The organism is Acinetobacter sp. NRRL B-65365 (genome assembly GCF_001605865.1).
Classification (GTDB): domain Bacteria; phylum Pseudomonadota; class Gammaproteobacteria; order Pseudomonadales; family Moraxellaceae; genus Acinetobacter; species Acinetobacter vivianii.
Map to the genome: position 1 here is coordinate 64,971 of NZ_LRPD01000005.1, position 19,109 is coordinate 84,079.

At 41.9% G+C, this 19,109-nt stretch carries 19 protein-coding genes; 5 read left to right on the plus strand and 14 right to left on the minus strand.

The window, feature by feature from the left end; all coding sequences use genetic code 11:
* Positions 1 to 22: 22 nt before the first annotated feature.
* The 3 genes from AWW72_RS03415 to AWW72_RS03425 all read left to right on the plus strand — a co-directional run bounded on the left by AWW72_RS03415 (position 23) and on the right by AWW72_RS03425 (position 3,376).
* Positions 23 to 1,186: an HlyD family secretion protein gene (locus AWW72_RS03415; RefSeq protein ID WP_004770795.1), complete on the plus strand. Its 1,164-nt coding sequence runs from the start codon at positions 23 to 25 to the stop codon at positions 1,184 to 1,186.
* A 65-nt stretch (positions 1,187 to 1,251) separates the two neighbouring features.
* Positions 1,252 to 2,124 (plus strand): 1-aminocyclopropane-1-carboxylate deaminase/D-cysteine desulfhydrase, encoded by an 873-nt coding sequence (locus tag AWW72_RS03420; RefSeq protein WP_062846461.1) that lies wholly within the window; start codon positions 1,252 to 1,254, stop codon positions 2,122 to 2,124.
* Positions 2,125 to 2,179: 55 nt separating this feature from the next.
* A complete protein-coding gene (locus tag AWW72_RS03425; protein WP_005256181.1) occupies positions 2,180 to 3,376 on the plus strand; it encodes a BaiN/RdsA family NAD(P)/FAD-dependent oxidoreductase in 1,197 nt (398 codons plus the stop codon).
* 49 nt (positions 3,377 to 3,425) lie between these two features.
* Here AWW72_RS03425 and AWW72_RS03430 read toward each other — a convergent pair whose 3' ends face one another.
* The 3 genes from AWW72_RS03430 to AWW72_RS03440 form a co-directional block, all read right to left on the minus strand.
* Positions 3,426 to 3,605: a hypothetical protein gene (locus AWW72_RS03430; protein ID WP_005256180.1), complete on the minus strand. Its 180-nt coding sequence runs from the start codon at positions 3,603 to 3,605 to the stop codon at positions 3,426 to 3,428.
* 281 nt (positions 3,606 to 3,886) lie between these two features.
* Positions 3,887 to 5,524, minus strand: coding sequence for a mechanosensitive ion channel (locus tag AWW72_RS03435; RefSeq protein WP_062846462.1), 1,638 nt, complete (start codon positions 5,522 to 5,524; stop codon positions 3,887 to 3,889).
* 229 nt (positions 5,525 to 5,753) lie between these two features.
* Positions 5,754 to 5,954 (minus strand): hypothetical protein, encoded by a 201-nt coding sequence (locus tag AWW72_RS03440; protein ID WP_005256177.1) that lies wholly within the window; start codon positions 5,952 to 5,954, stop codon positions 5,754 to 5,756.
* A gap of 206 nt (positions 5,955 to 6,160) precedes the next feature.
* Here AWW72_RS03440 and AWW72_RS03445 point away from each other — a divergent pair, with 206 nt between their 5' ends.
* Positions 6,161 to 6,583, plus strand: coding sequence for a hypothetical protein (locus AWW72_RS03445; protein WP_004770789.1), 423 nt, complete (start codon positions 6,161 to 6,163; stop codon positions 6,581 to 6,583).
* A 48-nt stretch (positions 6,584 to 6,631) separates the two neighbouring features.
* On the opposite strand, the gene AWW72_RS03450 is transcribed toward AWW72_RS03445, so the two are convergent.
* A complete protein-coding gene (locus AWW72_RS03450; RefSeq protein WP_047430907.1) occupies positions 6,632 to 7,393 on the minus strand; it encodes a ferredoxin--NADP reductase in 762 nt (253 codons plus the stop codon).
* Between the two features lie 84 nt (positions 7,394 to 7,477).
* On the opposite strand from AWW72_RS03450, the gene gigC reads away from it, so the two are divergent.
* The gene (gene gigC, locus AWW72_RS03455; RefSeq protein ID WP_004770787.1) at positions 7,478 to 8,362 is read left to right on the plus strand and encodes a LysR family transcriptional regulator GigC; all 885 of its coding nucleotides are present in this window, start codon (positions 7,478 to 7,480) and stop codon (positions 8,360 to 8,362) included.
* Between the two features lie 52 nt (positions 8,363 to 8,414).
* Here the strand turns inward: gigC and AWW72_RS03460 are convergent, their stop codons facing one another.
* The 10 genes from AWW72_RS03460 to nuoI all read right to left on the minus strand — a co-directional run bounded on the left by AWW72_RS03460 (position 8,415) and on the right by nuoI (position 19,109).
* A complete protein-coding gene (locus tag AWW72_RS03460; protein WP_081410356.1) occupies positions 8,415 to 10,499 on the minus strand; it encodes a TonB-dependent receptor in 2,085 nt (694 codons plus the stop codon).
* Positions 10,500 to 10,780: 281 nt separating this feature from the next.
* Positions 10,781 to 11,476: a cold shock domain-containing protein gene (locus AWW72_RS03465; protein WP_062846463.1), complete on the minus strand. Its 696-nt coding sequence runs from the start codon at positions 11,474 to 11,476 to the stop codon at positions 10,781 to 10,783.
* 117 nt (positions 11,477 to 11,593) lie between these two features.
* Entirely contained in the window at positions 11,594 to 11,884 is a 291-nt protein-coding gene (locus AWW72_RS03470) for a cold shock domain-containing protein (protein ID WP_062846464.1), read from the minus strand.
* Positions 11,885 to 12,006: 122 nt separating this feature from the next.
* Entirely contained in the window at positions 12,007 to 12,642 is a 636-nt protein-coding gene (upp, locus tag AWW72_RS03475; RefSeq protein WP_004770784.1) for a uracil phosphoribosyltransferase, read from the minus strand.
* A 106-nt stretch (positions 12,643 to 12,748) separates the two neighbouring features.
* A complete protein-coding gene (nuoN, locus tag AWW72_RS03480; RefSeq protein WP_004770781.1) occupies positions 12,749 to 14,245 on the minus strand; it encodes an NADH-quinone oxidoreductase subunit NuoN in 1,497 nt (498 codons plus the stop codon).
* A gap of 3 nt (positions 14,246 to 14,248) precedes the next feature.
* Positions 14,249 to 15,847 carry an NADH-quinone oxidoreductase subunit M gene (gene nuoM, locus AWW72_RS03485; RefSeq protein WP_004770779.1) on the minus strand — a complete coding sequence of 533 codons (1,599 nt, stop codon included), beginning with the start codon at positions 15,845 to 15,847 and terminating at the stop codon, positions 14,249 to 14,251.
* 1 nt (position 15,848) lies between these two features.
* Positions 15,849 to 17,744, minus strand: a complete 1,896-nt coding sequence (gene nuoL, locus AWW72_RS03490; RefSeq protein WP_062846465.1) for an NADH-quinone oxidoreductase subunit L — start codon at positions 17,742 to 17,744, stop codon at positions 15,849 to 15,851.
* A complete protein-coding gene (nuoK, locus tag AWW72_RS03495) occupies positions 17,741 to 18,049 on the minus strand; it encodes an NADH-quinone oxidoreductase subunit NuoK (protein WP_004770776.1) in 309 nt (102 codons plus the stop codon). The genes nuoL and nuoK overlap by 4 nt, the downstream gene beginning before the upstream one ends.
* Positions 18,049 to 18,567, minus strand: a complete 519-nt coding sequence (nuoJ, locus tag AWW72_RS03500) for an NADH-quinone oxidoreductase subunit J (protein WP_171062196.1) — start codon at positions 18,565 to 18,567, stop codon at positions 18,049 to 18,051. Before nuoJ ends, nuoK begins: the two co-directional genes overlap by 1 nt.
* Positions 18,567 to 19,109, minus strand: coding sequence for an NADH-quinone oxidoreductase subunit NuoI (gene nuoI / locus AWW72_RS03505; protein ID WP_004655439.1), 543 nt, complete (start codon positions 19,107 to 19,109; stop codon positions 18,567 to 18,569). Before nuoI ends, nuoJ begins: the two co-directional genes overlap by 1 nt.

Below are 19,109 nucleotides of genomic sequence, written 5' to 3' on the forward strand. Positions count from 1 at the left end.
GGTATTTGATTGAGAAAACATTATGTCTGAACAAGATAAACCAGAAAATACAAATGCTCAGAACAACGAGCAAAACCAGACGGTTCAACCTGAAAAGGCACCAGAAGCTGTGACGCAAATGCCACCGCCTCCTCCACCGCCAACCAGTAAGTTGATCAAGACCAAGCGTTCAACCTTATGGTGGATGCTGCTGGTGTTAATTGTCGGAATTACGATTATTTTATGGGCATGGCGAATCGGGCCATTCCATTCAGCGATTGAACATACTGACAATAGCTATGTGAAAGGTAAAACCACTATTCTTTCCTCACAGATTAATGGCTATATCAAGGATGTTCTGGTCAAGGACTTTGATCATGTTAAACAGGGTCAGGTACTCATGCATATTGATGCAACCACCTATGACCAAAAGGTGACGCAAGCTGTTTCTGGGGTAGAACAAGCGGAAAATAGCCTTGCCAATCAGACTCAAGCCATTGCCCAACGTCAGGCAGATGTGGTTGCAGCCCAAGCCAAACTGGATCAGGTCAAGGCGCAATACGATCTATCTGTCGCACAACTTAAACGCTATCAACAATTGGGCGATAGTGGCGCTGCCTCAAAATCAGAACAGGATAAAGCTGCGGCTGATGCACAGAATAACCTTGCTTTACTCAAACAGGCGCAAGCCAATATTCTGGTTGCACAAGAAGCCTTAAAAACGGCGCAAGTCGCTGAAGCAGGCTTGAAAGCGCAAGTAAATAGCGCTCAGGCACAACTGGATCAAGCCAACACCACCAAGGATTACAGCACTATTGTTGCGCCACTGGATGGTCAACTCGGTGAAGTCAATCCGCGTGTGGGACAATACGTTGCAGCAGGCACACAACTGCTCTATTTAATTCCCCAACAAACTTGGGTCATTGCTAATTTTAAGGAAACTCAAATTGCCAATATGAAAATTGGTCAAAAGGCCTATTTCACTGTGGATGCGATGAATCATCAGAAGTTCACTGGACAGGTAGAGCAGATTTCTCCTGCCGCTGGTTCAGAATTCAGTGTATTGAAGCCTGACAATGCGACAGGTAACTTCACCAAAGTGGTACAACGTATTGCTGTACGGATCACCGTAGATCCAAATCAGAAAGGGATGGAAAATTTACGTCCAGGGATGTCTGTCATTACTTCGGTAGACACCAGTTCCTAAACCATACTGACATTCTCAATCAAATCCATTTACAATGTGATCAAGCTCTTTTTTCATGATCTAAGATGTTTGATCACATTGCTTTTCCCACTCCCTATCAGACCTTAGATCTTCCTGCGCCAGTTCAACTCACTGTGAAGCGTCTGGATCAGATTCATCCCCACATTTCAGGTAATAAGTTTTTCAAACTCAAATACAACCTGCTTGCCGCACAGCAACAAGGCTGCTCAAAAATACTGACTTTTGGTGGGGCTTTTTCTAACCATATTGCCGCAACGGCGTATGCCGCTCAACGTTTTGGTTTTCAAAGTATTGGCATTATTCGCGGAGACGAGTTGGCTTCGCAAGTCTTAAATCCAACACTACAAACTGCGCATGATTTCGGTATGCAACTGCATTTTGTGAGTCGGGTCGAATATCGACTGCGCCATGAAGCCGCGTATTTACAACAGCTACAACAACAATATCCGCAAGCTTTCATCGTTCCAGAGGGCGGAACCAATACACTTGCCTTGCTAGGCAGTCAGGAAATACTCTCTGCTCATGATCGAGAAAATTATGACGTGATTTGCTGTGCCGTTGGTACAGGCGGAACCATTGCAGGGCTGATTGAAAGCAGTTCAGATCGACAGCATGTGCTGGGCTTTTCTGCCTTAAAAGGGGATTTTCTGCAACAAGACATTCAACAGTGGACTGATAAAAAAAATTGGTCTTTAACTGATGCCTATTGTTGCGGTGGTTATGCCAAAACCAGTCCAGCGCTACTGCAATTTATGCAACAGTTTGAACAGCAATATGCGATTCCATTAGAACAGGTTTATACCGCTAAAATGATGATGGGACTTTTTGACCTGATTCAGCAGCAACATTTCCCAGAAAATACCCGTATTATTGCGATTCACACAGGTGGTTTACAAGGAAAATTGAAAACATACTAAAAGCTGCATAAATCTTTTATAATTGCCCGCTTTTCCGCTCTTGAGTATTTCCCCCATGATCCATCAAGTTGATGTTGTTGTTTTAGGTGCAGGTGCATCAGGCTTGATGTTGGCTGCTGAAGCAGGCAAACGTGGGCGCTCGGTTGCAGTGCTTGAAAAAGCCAATAAAGTCGGTAAAAAGATTTTGATGTCTGGTGGGGGTAAATGTAACTTTACCAATCTGGATGTCGAGCCTGCGAACTATCTTTCTGAAAATCCACATTTCGTTATTTCTGCCCTGACCCGCTATACCAACTGGGACTTTATTGGTCTGGTGTGTGAATACGGAATTGAATATGAAGAACGCAAGCACGGTCAGCTTTTTACCCTAAAAGGATCAAAAGAAATCCTTGAGCTGTTACTTTCAGAATGTGATAAAGCCAAACGTGTACAGATTCAAACCCATTGCGAAGTACAGCAAGTCAAAGCACAAGCAGATTCAGGCTTTATCATTGAAACCAGTCAAGGGACTTATCAATGTGAATCACTCGTGGTTGCGACAGGCGGTTTGTCTATTCCAACTTTAGGCGGTTCTGGCTTTGGTTATGAGCTTGCACAGCAGTTCGGACATCATGTCTACCCAACACGCGCAGGTCTCGTTCCCTTTACCTTCTCAGATCAATTTAAAGAAGTGACCACCCGTTTAAGCGGCAATGCGCTAGATGCAACGTTAATCAATGAACGTCATCAATTTACCGAAGCCTTGCTCTTTACCCATCGCGGACTCAGCGGCCCAAGCGCTTTGCAACTTTCCAACTATTGGCATGTCGGTGAAAGCTTTAAAATTGATTTCTTTCCGAGTCAGGACTTCGCTCAATTTTTCAAAGAAAAGAAAAAATCTCAGCCTAAAGTGCTGTTACGAACCTTGTTGAGCGAATTTACCGCCAAAAGCATCGTACTTGAATTACAGCAATTGATCTGGGCAGAGCAAAGTGAAACTGCGATTGGCAATATAAGCGACCTTCAACTGGAGCAGATTGCAGCACAACTCCATGCCTTCTCCGTTAAACCGTCTGGAACCGAAGGTTATCGCACAGCAGAAGTGACACTGGGTGGTGTAGATACCAGCGAAGTCTCATCAAAAACCATGGAAAGTAAGAAGCAGAAAGGCCTATATTTTATTGGTGAAGTACTGGATGTGACAGGACACTTAGGCGGTTATAACTTCCAGTGGGCATGGTCATCTGCACAGGCAGCAGCCCAATTCGTTTAAATACGGTTTTGATACTTACCCTTCGCTTTGGCTTCAGATGAATCAATACTTAATGTGGTTCATCTGAAGAATTAGCAGCTTCCGAAGATGGGATTTTCTGGGTATTTTCGATTGATTTCTCTTTGGTTGGGCTTGATTTCGCCACGACAAATTTGTAAGCACTTGCCAAAAAACCAACAGTAATACCTGCAATAATAATCGGTGCAAATACACGATTTGGCCTCTTCATTCTGTTCTCCTATTAACTTTTTATTGAGAGACTATGGGGACTTTATCTATAAATGAATTGCTTTTTAGGCCAAGTTTTCACTTCGACCCAATCGAATGCGCAACTTGCTCATTCCACTTCGCTCAGAATTTTCCACATTGTGAGCTGAGCTGGATGCAAAACGTATGTCCTAACAACTCTGGACAGCATTACAAATAAAGACCAAAAGTGCGAATAAAAACAAAACGACCACCCTGCTTAGAGTGGTCGAATTGATTGAAAAAATCAAAGATTATTTTTTACTATTCATCCGAATATGGCGGAGTTGGTGGTGTTGGATTCACCAGAGTATCTGATGAAGTTGGTGTCGGACTCACAGGATTCACTGGAGTTGTTGGCGCTGTTGGTGTTGGGCTCACAGGCGCTGCTGGCTTAACCTCATCCTTATGCAACGGATTTGGTTTGTTACCTTCTGTTTTTGCCTTATCTAGTAAATCACCAAGTAAACGCTCTGCAGGTTGACGACCGCCTAAACCAAAGGCCAATGCAAATGCGACTGCAACTGAACCCAGTGTTAAACCGAAGGCCAGATTAACAATAGAATCGGCAATACCCATTGCTTTCAAGCCCATCGCAATCACAAGTCCCATAATTAAAATACGGACCAGATTACCTAACCAGCGAGAGCTATTATATTCACCACGTTGAACGACATTGGCAACCACATTCGCCAGCCAGAAGCCGATTACCAGAATCACTGCACCTAGAAGGATACTTGCACCGAACTGGATAAACATGGCGATAAGTACGCTCACCTGTTCCAGCCCCAGACGATTCGCTGCCTCTGAAACAGCAAATAGCATGGTGAAGAATACGATTAGACAGCCAACCACATCTGAAACACGTGTTTGTCCAAGGAAACGCTGAATATCGAGTTTCATTGGAATTTCATCGACACCCGCACCTGAAATCAATTCAGCCACTAAACGTCCAACAAAACGCGAAACAATATAAGCCACAATTAAAATCAGGCCTGCCGCAATAATTTGTGGAATCGCGTGCATGATTTCATTCAGCATTGATGTCGCTGGTTGAGAAATCGCTTCGATACCTAGTGCTTCAAATGCCACAATTAAAGTGGTAATAATAATGACGGCGAAGACAAAAGAGCCTAAAAATTTAGAGACATTTGAATTTTTAAATAGCCCTACTTTTTCAGCCTGTGTCTGTAAACCCAAACTATTACTTAAACCTTCAACAATGCCACGTACAATCTTCGCAAGAATATAACCGACGAAGATAATGACACCTGTAATAAACAGATTCGGCAAATAAGCAACGGCATCATTCACCATGTTCTGTACAGGAATTAATAAACCTGTTAAACCGAGAATCGATAAAACAATCGGCAAGAACAATAATAAAACCAGCCAGTAAAAAATCTCACCGATATTGCTACTCAGTGAACTCACACCGACCTCACCGCTCAGCTTCTCATCAAGCTCGGTTCTGGCAAGTACATTGGTTAATCCTGCGCGTACCAAACGTGCAACAATCCAACCAATAAAACCGACTGCAACAGCAGCAAACAGATTAGGAATAAAGGCCAGAATCCGCCCGACCATATTGCTAAATGGATCACTCACACCACTGATATTTAAGACATTTAATGCACCCACAACCGCTAGAATCATGATAAACCAGAATACCAGCTTGGAAATCAGATTCTCAATATTTGGGGTACGACCAGTTGCAGACGACAATTTATGATTGGTATCAAGTTTTTGCAGTAATTTTTTTACACCCGCTGCAACCACCAGAGCAATAATCCAGCCGACCAGCAAGATTACAATTGCAGCTAAAATTGGGTGAAATTGATCCCAATAATACATTGCATCAAATCCTCCTCGGTTGGAGGGGTCATTAAAAAATTCATTCATGTTGTTATCCTTATGTTGTGTTTTTCAGTCTTGTACAGTCCACCCATGGTTGCTCTATGAACTAAGAACATGATTTATGGATGCTTCCACCATAATTTTTGTCTATTTTCCAATCAATAAATGGCAGCACTAATACAACAAAAAGTGCGCAAAATATTGCAAAAAAGCTCATTGATTCACACCAATGAGCTTTTTGAAGAATTAATTCTCGGTCTTAAAATATGCTTGTCTAAGCATTCAGAACTGCCGACTGCATTTGTGACAGGATCACTTGTGCAGTTGGATTGGCTGAATGATCAGCAACCATATAAACAAGTAATGCAATCAGGAAGATTCCCACCAGAATCAAAATATAAACGGGTAATCTTCTCTTTTTGGTAATTTCTTCTTTGCTCGCCACATGGGGTTGTGGCTTACTAAAATCATGCATGATAGCAGCCCTCATCCTTATTACTTTTCAATATTTATATTAGCAATGTGCTGTGTAGCATTGTGTGAAGAAGCTTCGGACTATCGTTGCACTGGTTGCAGAACTCTACTTTTTTTATTTTATTTTTTGTTTAAAATATAGGCGGCTTTAGCGGGCAACAAAAATAAGCTATAATGCTCAGTCCCGTTTTTTAAATGTTTTGCTTTATGTCCTATAGCCAACAAAGTGTTTCTCTTGATTTGGACACTGATGTAACACATCAATGTTTTTTACATCACACACGCGATGAACATTTGATTGGAATTATTGAGTTTAATAAGCCAAGCTATATCCTGAAATGGGGTGATCTGGAATATTTTCGTCGTCGCACAGAAGAGTTTTCGGTGATGCCATTACCAGACTGTATCAATGCCATGATCATTGATATTCGTAATGTACAGCCTTTTTTAGATAATGAAGTTCCCATCTTGCCGTGGCGTTTACTGGAAGAAGATTGTCCTGTACGTCTGGTCGTTCCTCAAGAACGCCTTGAGCATTACATTGGGTTATTTGAACCGACTTGGTTAACCACCGATGTAGACACGGCAATTCAGGAAATCCGTGAATTTATGGATATGTTTGTTCACTAAACATATCCCTCCTCTCCCATTCAGATGAATCGTCTCAACCGAAGTCTGTTACCAGTAATTTTCTACGGCAATATTACCTTCACCACGACGATTCATAATTAAACCACGCAATTTTAGCGCTTCTTTAGTGTCTTCCACCATCTGCGGATTACCACATAACATCACATGACTGCTGGCTGGATTCAAATCCAAGCCAACGGCTTTTTCCAGTTCACCATTGCCAATCAGCACAGGTAAACGATCATGTAATGGTGCCTCTGGATCACGCGTGATGATCGGGACAAATTTAAAGCCCGTATGCCCTTCACCAAACAGCGCTGCAATTTCTTGAATACGATCTACATAAGCCAGTTCAGACTCGGTACGAACGCTATAAACCAGATTGATATGCTGGTATTTATTCCATGTTTCGAAATCCTGCAGCATCGATAAGAACGGCGCCAGACCAGTTCCTGTCCCCAACAACCATAAATCCTGCGGTAAAGGTTGCTGATAACGCGCAAGGGTTAAATAACCATACGAGATCTTTTCCAGATACAGCTCATCACCAACTTTAAGGTGTTGTAGATTTGAGGTAAATGCGCCATCGGGTACCACAATTGAAAAAAATTCTAGCGTTTCATCAAAGGGTGAAGACACCACCGAATAAGCACGAACCACCAGTTCGCCATCTACCATTAAACCAATACGGGCAAACTGCCCTGCGGTGAATTTAAAATGGGCTGGACGGGTCATGGTAAAACTAAACAGATTGTCTGCCCAACGGTGTACAGATAAAACCTTTTCTACGCTAAATTTTTCAATTGACATGATTTGAACGTGGCACGAAACAGTAGGCTCATGTTAGCATGATCGAATAAATGATGGATACTCAAAACATTAAGGCTATTTAACATGCGCATGACATTACGCCAATTGGCTGTTTTCGTGGCGGTCGCTCAAGAGGGAACTGTAACCAAAGCGAGTGATGCTGTTCGTCTCACACAAAGTGCGGCAAGTATGGCCTTAGCAGATTTAGAAGATGGTCTGGGCGCACCACTATTCGACCGTCTGGGAAAACGCTTACAACTGAATGATCTAGGACGTTTTTTACTTCCTCAAGCGCTTGAGATTTTAGGACGTTGTGAAGCTTTTGAACAAGCGGCCAAAGGCGAGTTGCAAAGCATTGATTTACGCCTTGGGGCAACACTCACCATCAGCGATTATTTAATGCCTGATTTGATGGCTGATTTTTTACAGCGTCATCCGCAAGCGCATCTCCAACTGCAAGTGGGTAATACCCGTCAAATGATTGAAGCAGTGAATCAATTTCAGCTTGATCTCGCCTTAATCGAAGGTTCATGTCATTTACCACAACTACAATGTATTCATTGGCGTAATGATGAACTGGCTGTATGTTGTGCGCCTGATCATCCTCTTGCACAGCTCAACCGCCCGATTACACCGGCAGATTTTGATGAGGTAGAATGGATCTTACGTGAAGAAGGCTCAGGAACACGTGAAGTGTTTGATAATGCCATTTTACAAGATTTACCAGATGCCAATATCCGTTTAACACTGGGTCATAATGAGGCGATTTTAAAAATAGTCGCAGGTGGTTTGGGCATGTCATGTATTTCCAAACTGGCGATTGAACCTCTTCAGGAAAAAGGCCAGTTGGTCATTCTAGATACGCCTTATTGGGAATTAACTCGTCCGCTTTATATGCTGGTACATCGCCAAAAATATCAAGGGCCTGGTTTAAAAGCCTTTTTGCAATTTTGCGAAGCAAAGGTTTAACTTTTTAAATAAAAAATGCTTCCACTTGGAAGCATTTTTTATGCAGTTTGATTTAGAAGTCGAAGCTCACACCAAGTTTATAAGTACGACCTGCGCCAATGATGGCATAGTCACTGTTAAATACACCTGCCCAGTGCTTTTTATCGGCAACGTTATCAACATTCGCTCTAAAAGTTGTATTCACGCCTCCGAGTCTAGTTGCGTACTTCGCACCTAAATCAAAAATAGTGTAATCAGGCAGCTCTAAAGAATTATCGCTATTTAAATACTGTTTGCTTACATAGGTAGCACCAGCATTTAGGCTTAAACCATCTAGAGTTGGAATCGCATAATTCAGGTTCAACCCTGCTGTAAAGTCGGGAATACCATATATGGTTTTACCTGTCGTTGTTGCCAGAGCTGTTTTCTTATATTTCGCATCGATATAAGCCATGTTTCCAATCACACTCAAATCTTGAGTTAAATTGCCAGCAAACGTCCATTCAACACCACGTGAGCGAGTTTTAGCATCGTCTGTAGTAATTTGTGTTTTCTTATTTGCATCAGCAGTCGTAAACTTTGTTGTGATCAAATCAGGTTTTTCAATTTGATATATCGCCAAAGTATTTAACCATGAACCCTGCTGGACTTTTGCACCTAATTCATATTGTTTAGTCTGATAAGGAGCAAAAGTTTTATTATAGTTGACATCATCTTTATAGCTTAGATCAGTAAGAGATTTTCCTTCTGATAAACCTTCAACATAACTTGCATAAAAAGATATATTTTCACCAAAAGGTTTAATTACAATACCAAGGCTTGGTGAAACCTTATCTGCTGAGTAATCGGTTTTTTTAAACAAGTTTTTGGTATCAAGATCTTGATATCGCGCTCCGAGAATTAGCTGTAGCTTGTCATCTAGCATTGAAAGCTGGTCAGTCAAGGTATAACTCACATACCTGTTATCAGCATAAGGGACAATTTCAGGATAAGTTGTCGGCATTGCTCCATTATTTTCAGGATGATACAAATTGGTATCAAAAGCAGACATTGTTGCAGCACCATGCTGCCAATATTTACGTGTTAAATAATCTGCCCGTACCCCAACAGTATGCTTAATAACGCCTGTTTCAAACTTTGCTTCCAGACCTGTGTTTGCAGCAACATTATGTTCCTGCGTCCCTACTCTATAATATTGAGACTTTGCCGCACCCGTTTCAGCATTTTGCACAATCATGCGCGTACCAAACAGATGGCCTGAATATTCTTTTTCCGTATAGCCAACTCCCGCAAATACTTTTAAATCTGGACTAAATTTATACTCACCAGATAGGCCTGCATATTGGCTATTTTGTTTCCCTTGAATTTTTGGAAAGTAATTATTGTTACCATCTGGAGCGGCAATCACCTGTTTGATTGTCCCCATTGAAACCATGGCTGGAGAACCGCCCTCCCTATGATCTCGCATTGCATAGGCATCAAAATTTAGTTTTAATTGATCTGTTGTATAGTCCAGTGCAAGGACACCTGTTGCATTGGTATCGTCCATTCCCTCAATAAGATGTTCACCCGTACCATAAGAGCCGCTCGCTCGGATACCAAATTCATTATTTGTGCCTAAACGGCGAGAGATATCAAAACCAGATTTATAATATCCCCCATCTTCGTAGCTGGCAGATACTTGGGTCAGGTCTCGATTTGCACGTTTAGTCTGTGCCATGACCACACCACCTACACTACCTGCTGGTGCCATACCTGCCACTAAAGCATTCGGACCTTTTAATAACGTAACTGATTCAAGAATATCCGTCGGAATACGTCCTGTCGGAGCCATTCCAAACAAACCATTTAAATTATAGTCTTCAAAACCCACACTAAAGCCACGGATTTGGACATTTTCATTTAAATGTCCTGCATTGGTTGTTTCACGAATACTTGGATCATTTCTTAGAACCTCAGAAACAGTTGCGGCTTGTTGATCCTGAATTAATTTATCTGAGTAAGTCACTACTGAAAATGGAGTATCAATAATGGATTTATTCCCTAAACTACCCAAGTTTGAGTTTTTCTTAAGCTTGCCATCAGCATAACTGTCTTGTTGGTCGGCCTTCACCGTAATCGTTGGCAAAACTGTGTTTTCTTCGGCCACAGCAAACATAGGTAATGCAATGAGAGATAGAAACAATATATTCTTTTTCAAGTGACCATACCCCGATAAAAATTTGATCACAGTATATAAGAAAAATTAACAAATGATAATAAAAACCATTAACAAAGTAATAACTATTTATTACTTTAACAATAAGAAGCAACCTCGGAAATTCATCTCAGAGTCTAAAGAGCTACCTTAACAACTCTATGTTTATTATAATAATTTTAGCCTATTCAATAACATGTGTTATTTAAATAGCACCCTCCCTCACCGGCTATGCTACGTATTTAACGCCCAAATTGACGTTCACAAGGAATACCGTCCCCATCACCATCCATTTTTGTATTAGGACAATTTTTTAAAAAGAACAATGCTTCCTCATAAGAGCTCATTTGGGAACAGTGCTCTCGTCCATCACACTGGAATTGGTTATTTGCTTTAGTAGATGGTTCGTTCTGAACAGATTGGACATGACTAGATTCGAGTGCCCTCTTGGTTTTTTCTGACAATTTCACCTCTGGCAATTCACCAATAGCTTTTCGTTGTTGTTCTACAATCTTCCTTTGCTCTTCGATCAACTGAGCAGCTTTTAGTTTTTTTGATTGCTGATAAGCTTGATACTTATGAAAAACTAAACCACTCAAAATTATAATTACAATCAATCCTACAATAGTAAATGTTAATCCTTTCTTGGAAGTCTCTTGAGTACTGTTAGATAACGCTGGTACAGTCAATTTTTCATGAGGAGTGATTTCAGAAATCGGGCTTTCCCTTTTTAAGTCCAATCGAACAATATTAGTTGCTTTAAATTTTCCATGCTCTTCAACAATCAGAAATTTAAGCCTTTCCCCTAGTTTCGGTTCACCAGCCATTTTTGGAAAATCAGTAATATGAAAGAAAATATCTGATGTTCTTCCTTCTACCTGAATAAAACCAAAACCGCGCTCTGAATTGTATTTTTTAATTTTTCCCTCAAGAAACATTGTGTAAACTCTATTTTTTATATTGCTTCTATTCTAATAAAAAAAGAGGCTAAAAAGCCTCTTTTCTCATAATATTTAAGTGGATACCTAAATAAAGAAAGGATAAATGTTGTGTATTTAGCGACGGAAGTTTGACAATAATGCCGACGTAATCGAATTATTGTGCTCAGCAATTTTGGTTTTTTTGGTTTTGGCAGGATTCGGATCAAGACGTTCAATCTTGGTCGCTTTGTACTTCCCATCATTTTCAACGACGATAAATTTCACTTTTTCATTTCTTTTCGGCTCAGCACCGGCTGGATACTCTGAAATATGAAAAAATACATCCCCTTCAGACGTCCCAATAAAACCAAAGCCTTTGTCTGGATTATATTGTTTAACTTTGCCTTGATAGAATTCTTGCTTCATGACATTTATCCTATTTTCTCAATGCGATGATGACAGTATATAAAAATAAAAAAGAGACTTTCAATCAATCCTCAAAACAGCTTCAGGATGAGATCAAGTCTCTTTTAAGAATGTGTCAAAAATTAGTCTTTTTGAACACTACCAAAGATTTTATCGCCTGCATCACCCAGACCAGGAACGATATAACCTTCTTCATTTAAACCTTGGTCAATCGATGCAGTATAAATGCGAACATCAGGATGTGCCGCTTCTACTTTAGCAACACCTTCTGGTGCAGCAACCAAGACCATAACACGAATATCTTTACAGCCACTTGCTTTCAATACATCAATCGCAGCAATGAGTGAATTACCCGTCGCAAGCATTGGATCAATGATCATAGCCAAACGATTGGCAACATCTGGCACTAACTTTTTATAGTAAGTACGAACTTCCAACGTTGCTTCATCACGCTCTAAACCCAAAACACTCACTTTCGCACTTGGGATCAGGCTCAGTACACCTTCCAACATCCCAATACCAGCACGCAAGATAGGTACAATTGTGATTTTCTTCCCTGCGATACGCTGAGTTGAGACTTTCCCTGCCCACCCATCAATTTCATGCTCAACAACAGGAAGATCCTTTGTTGCTTCATAAGTCAGTAACATCGTGACTTCTTGCGCTAATTCACGAAAATTCTTGGTACTGATGTCAGAACGACGTAGTAAACCAAGTTTATGGCGAATAAGCGGATGACGAATTTCTTGAATCGACACGAGTGAGTACCTAGGTAATGTTAATCTTTGTCTATTATAAAGCGTTTTTTTACTCGGCAATAAAAAAGCCCCCAATTTTGGAGGCTTTTTTGTACAAATCAGACGATTACTGTTGTTGAGACAACATAAAGTGCAATGGAGACATGATCTCAGCCTTCAATGCAAGGTTAATCATCGGATCTGGGTAGACACCCAATACGAATACAAGTAATGCAGCAGCAAGCACCATCAAGCCACCCACTTTAGTACCCCAGTGTGCATCAGCATCAATACGTGGTACATCTGGTGGTGTCATGTACATGACAACCATCACACGTAAGTAGTAATACAAACCGATACCACTACCCACAACGATCATTGCAGCCAGGAACCAGTGTTGTGTGGTTACCGCAGCCATCACCACAAGGAACTTACCAATAAAGCCTGCAGTTAATGGAATACCCGCTAAAGACAGCATCATTACAGTCAATGTTGCAGTCAAGATCGGACGGCGCCAGAACAAACCACGGTAGTCTGCAAGACTTTGTGCTTCATCAACATTGTTGTACGGACTAGACATTAATGCAACTGCACCGAACGCACCGATTGTGGTGAGTACATAAGTAATCACGTAAACCGTCACGCTACCTAAGCTTGCATAAGTCATGCTGATCAAAGCAATCAACAAATAACCAAAGTGTGCAATTGATGAATAACCCAAGATACGCTTCAAGTTAACTTGACGTACTGCAAGTAAGTTACCCACGACAATCGACAATACTGCAATGATGGTAATCACTGTCACAATTGACTCAATCAGGATCGCACCAGAAGTGAGTAAGTAACGGACAAATAAACCAATCGTTGCAACTTTTGCAGCCGTAGCCAAGAAGGTTGCCATTGGCGCTGGTGCACCGGCATACACATCTGGCGTCCATTTATGGAATGGCGCAAGTGAAAGTTTGAATGCAACAGCAAAGATAATTAAGCCTAAGCCCAATAACACCATTGGTTGTTTGATTGCAGTAAATAATGCCTGAACAGAGTCATAGAATGACAATGAACCTGTATAAGCATAGATATACGCCATACCCATCAACAACATTGCAGACGCAGTCGCTGAAAGTACAAGGTATTTAATCCCCGCTTCCAAAGACTGGCTACGTTGATAGGTATACGCCAACATGCCGTACACAGGAATCGACATCAACTCTAAGCTGATGAAGAATGCTGCATAGTGCGAGCTTGCAACCAATAACATTGCACCTGCAACTGAAGACAGCAACAAGATGTAAAGTTCTTCGCGGTTTTCCTTATAGGTCTCGATATAGGCATGAGACAAGGTACAGCACGCCAAGGCAGCAATCAGAATCAGGAATTGATAGAGCATGGTAAATGGATCAACCATAAACATGCCCATCACATTTACTGGCGCAAAGTGCCCAGTAAACATGGTGTATGCAATAAAGATTGCAGCAAGGTTTAAACCTACAACCGAAGTGGTCGCAATGAGGTTGTGATTACGTTTAATCGCAGTCAACAACATCACGACGATTGCGGTCAGTGCCACAATCATCACTGGAGCTAAAGGCATCAGCTCAGAAAAAGAAATTGTGAAGTTCATGGTTTATTGCATCTCCACATGTTCAAGTTGAGTTGCAGCCTGTTGAACAGTTTCAACAACTTCTTGTACTGGCATATAACTATTTACTAACCACTGCATGCTTGAATGTGACATATCCAAGAAGGTTTGTGGGTAAATACCTAACCAAACTAAGCCGATCACACAGATCATCAAAATGCTGACTTCACGTGCAGATAAATCTTTAAGCGGGCTGGTATAGTGCTGTTTTTGCTCTGGGTTTGGTTCACCAAACAATGCTTTGTGAATCAGGATCAGACCATAAAGACCCGCAAATACCAAGCTCACTGCTGCAATGATGGTGAAAGCTGGATAAGCTTTAAATGACCCCATAAGAATCAGGAATTCACCAATAAAGTTACCTAGACCTGGTACACCAACCAATGCTGCAACAAAGAACATCAGGAAGAATGGTAAGTATTGAAGCTGACCACGAAGGCCGCCCATTAAACGTAAATCACGTGTGTGTAAACGCTCATAAACCTGACCAGACATAATGAACAATGCAGCAGATGACAAGCCATGTGCCAACATCATGATCATGAGACCTTGGAATGTCAGGATATTACCTGCATAGATTGCAAGTAAGATGAAACCCATGTGCGAAATAGACGTATACGCAAGTAAGCGCTTCATATCTGTTTGCTGGTAAGCAAGGAAAGCACCGTAGAAAATACCAATCAAGCCCAGAATAATGGCGATATCAGCAAATTGTGCTGACGCTGCCGGGAAGAATGGAATTACGAAACGAAGCAAACCGTACGCAGCTGTCTTAATCAAGATACCTGCTAAATCCACAGAACCCGCTGTTGGTGCTTGCGCATGCGCATCAGGCAACCAGCCGTGTAATGGGAATACTGGTAATTTCACCGCAAAGCCGATGAAGAAACACAGCATGAATGCATAAGCAACTTCAGGTGGCAAGTGGTTCGCAACAGCCAATAAATAGTTGTAATCGAAACCGATCATGCCTGTCATCATGTATCCATAGACAACTAAGCCCAAGATACCGATTAACATGATCAAACCAGCGATTTGTGTATAGAGGAAGAATTTGGTTGCAGCGTAAACACGTGAACGACCATTCGAACCTTTATGACCCCATAACGCAATCAGGAAGTAGATTGGTACAAGCATCATCTCCCAGAAGAAGAAGAACAAGAATAAGTCAATCGCCAAGAATACACCGATCACCCCACCTAAACTCCAAAGTAAGTTTAAATGGAAGAAACCAACATTCTTTTGAATCTCGCCCCATGAACAGCCAACTGCAAGTACACCAAGTAATGCGGTTAACAACACCATAAGAAGAGATAAACCATCCACTGCCAAGTGAATGCTAATACCTAAAGTCTGAATCCATGGAAGATGGAATTCAGCTGCCCAAGTCGGGACTTTACCGCCCAACTCGTAGCTATATGTACCACTTTGCCAAAGTGCAATACCCAAACCAAAAGTAATGAGCATACCAATTAAGGCAATCCAACGCGGTAAGTGCTGGTCGAATTTATCAACCAACCAGCAAATAAAACCAGCAATGAAAGGAACTAAAATCAGTGCGGGTAAAATTAAATTGTTTTCCATTTTATTTCCCCACAACCTGAATCACGATCAAGATCATCAATAACACCACTACACCGAGTGACATGCTTGATGCGTATTCACGTAATGAACCTGTTTGACGCGAACTTGTAAAGCTATTACCGCCCTTCACAATTGCAGGGAGTACTAACCATAGACCATCAACTGGATCACGACCTAAAATTTTCGCAATCAATAAGTAAGGTTTTACAAATACGATGTCATACAAAGCATCAAAACCAAATGCAGTACGGCAAATATGCGCTAAACCTGAACCCAAAGAACTTTGAGCAAATGATTTAACTGCACCATACGCAAAGGCAAACAAGAAGATACCTACAGCCAGACCAACAAGGGCAACACCACTTGCTAAATGTTCAGCATGAGAAACAGCAGCTTCTAATGTTTCAGGAATCACAAAACTTGGAATGCTTGCAGCAGTCAATAATTTTGCAACTGGCGCTTGTAGGAAGTAGCCGATACCTGTTGATAACGCAGCAAGAATCGCAAGCGGGCCCCAATACGTCACGCCATGAATGGCATGTGCATGCGTTTTCTCTTCGCCGAAGAATACCACCCAGATTAAACGGAAAGTATAGATAGACGTTAAGAATGCACCCGCAACACCAACCCAGTACAACGTATTGTAAAGTGGAAGATTTGCAATTGTAGACTGTGCATATACTGCACCCAAAATCGCATCTTTAGAGAAGAAGCCAACCGTTACGATTGGAAGTGCTGCCAATGCGCCACCACCGATTACGAAACACCAGAATACGAATGGAATCTTATGACGTAATCCACCCATTTTGAAAATGTTCTGTTCGTGATGACATGCAAGAATTACGGCACCTGAAGAAAGGAACAATAATGCTTTGAAGAATGCGTGAGCAAGCATGTGGAATAAACCTGCTTGGTACGCTTCAGCACCCACCGCCATAAACATATAACCGAGCTGACTCATAGTTGAGTAAGCCAGAATACGTTTGATATCGGTTTGAACCAATGCGGCAAAACCAGCCACAAGCAAGGTCACTGCACCTGTAATCGAGATGAACTGCATCACTTCTGGTGCCATTTCCATCACAGAGAACATACGGCAGCATAAGTACACACCCGCTGTAACCATTGTCGCAGCGTGGATCAATGCGGATACTGGTGTAGGACCAGCCATCGCATCTGCCAACCATGTTTGCAATGGGATTTGCGCAGATTTACCTGCTGCACCCAAGAACAACATCAATGCTGTCCAGATTGACAATGATGAGCTTTGCGTCATCACAGTTGCTGCATTTTCAACGATGTACTGAATATTCAAAGTACCAAACTGTTGATAAATCAGGAACAATGCGATGAGTAAGAATACGTCACCCACACGTGTTACGGTGAATGCCTTGATTGCTGCCCAACCATTTGCAGGGTTTGAGTAGTAGAAACCAATCAAGAGATATGAGCACAGACCTACGCCTTCCCAACCCAAGAACAATAACGCAAGGTTATCACCCAATACCAACAACAACATGCTGGCAACGAACAGGTTGAAATAAGAGAAGAAACGCGCATAGCCTTCTTCACCACGCATATACCATGATGCGAAAATGTGAATCAGGAAGCCAACACCAGTGACCATACCTGTCATCAATAATGACAAGCCATCAAGGTGCAAGCTGATACCTGGCTCAAAACCGCCAACACTGAACCACGTCCATAAGTGCTGAACAAAAACGGTTTGACCGCTGCTGGTAAATGCAAGACCAGCAATTAAAGCAAATAACGCAGATAAACCGACTGAACCGACACCAATAATGGCAGCTACATTTTCAGAAAGTTTGTCACGCCCTGCCGCTAAAAGGATAAAACCAATGAGCGGGAATAAAACGGTTAAATATAATGTACTCATCCGCGCATCTCACTAGCAGCATCCACATCCAGATGATGGAAGCGATGATAAAACTGAAGGACGATCGCAAGACCGATACATGCCTCTGCTGCAGCAAGGGTCAGAATCAGGATGAACATGACTTGTCCATCTGGCTGTGCCCAAACACTACCTGCCAAAACGAATGCCAACGCAGCGGCATTCATCATGATTTCAAGGCTCATTAGCATAAATAATAGGTTGCGTCGCACCATCACACCGTAAAAACCGAGTGCAAAAAGGATGGTTGCAACGATCAAACCATGTTCTAAAGGGATGTGTCCCATTATTCTTTATCCTCTTCTGCACCTGGTTCACGTTTGCCTAAGTGGAATGCTGCAACAAGTGCTGCAAGCAATAACATCGCGGCAACTTCTACCAATAATAGATAGTGAGTAAATAGTGCTTGACCGACTGCTTTAGGGCCAACAACTTCTGTACCCATTGGCGCAGAAATTGTGGTGTATTCACCGCCCAACATCCATACAAGGATTAAGCCCAACAAGAAGCTCATGAGTGCAGGATATGCCCATGCATCTGAGGTCAACCATTTGCTTTCCTGTTCGATCGTATCCTGGCCAAGATTCAACATCATGACAACGAAGACGAACAAGACCATGATTGCACCCGCATAAACGATGATCTCAAGCGCACCAGCAAATGGCGCGCCTACGATCATGAAAATGCCTGCAACAGCAAGAAGAGAAACGATCAAACTTAATAATGCATGCACAGGATTGGTGTTGGTCACAACACGTACTGTCGAAACAATGGCCACGAGTGCCATCAAATAAAATGGCCACATCATGGTAATAAGCTCCGTACATCAACTGGTGCACTTTCTTTTTGTGCTTGACCTTTTTCTTTACCGCTTACTGCCATACCAGTGACACGGTAGAAGTTGTAGTCAGGATATTTACCTGGTCCAGAGATGAGTAAGTTTTCTTTCTCATATACCAAGTCTTGACGTACATATTCACCGAGTTCGAAATCTGGTGTCATTTGAATCGCAGTGGTCGGACAAGCTTCTTCACACATACCGCAGAAAATGCAGCGTGAGAAGTTGATACGGAAAAATTCTGGATACCAACGTCCATCTTCTTTTTCCGCTTTCTGTAATGAAATACAGCCAACAGGACAAGCAACCGCACAAAGGTTACATGCCACACAACGCTCTTCACCATCTGGGTCACGTGTTAACACGATACGACCACGATAGCGTGGAGGTGCAATTTGTTCACCTGGTACTTCTGGATATAAGATCGTGTCACGTTTACGCGTTACATGGCTGAACACCATCCATAACGAACGTACAATCGATCCAAAGCCAGCTAGAATTTTATACAT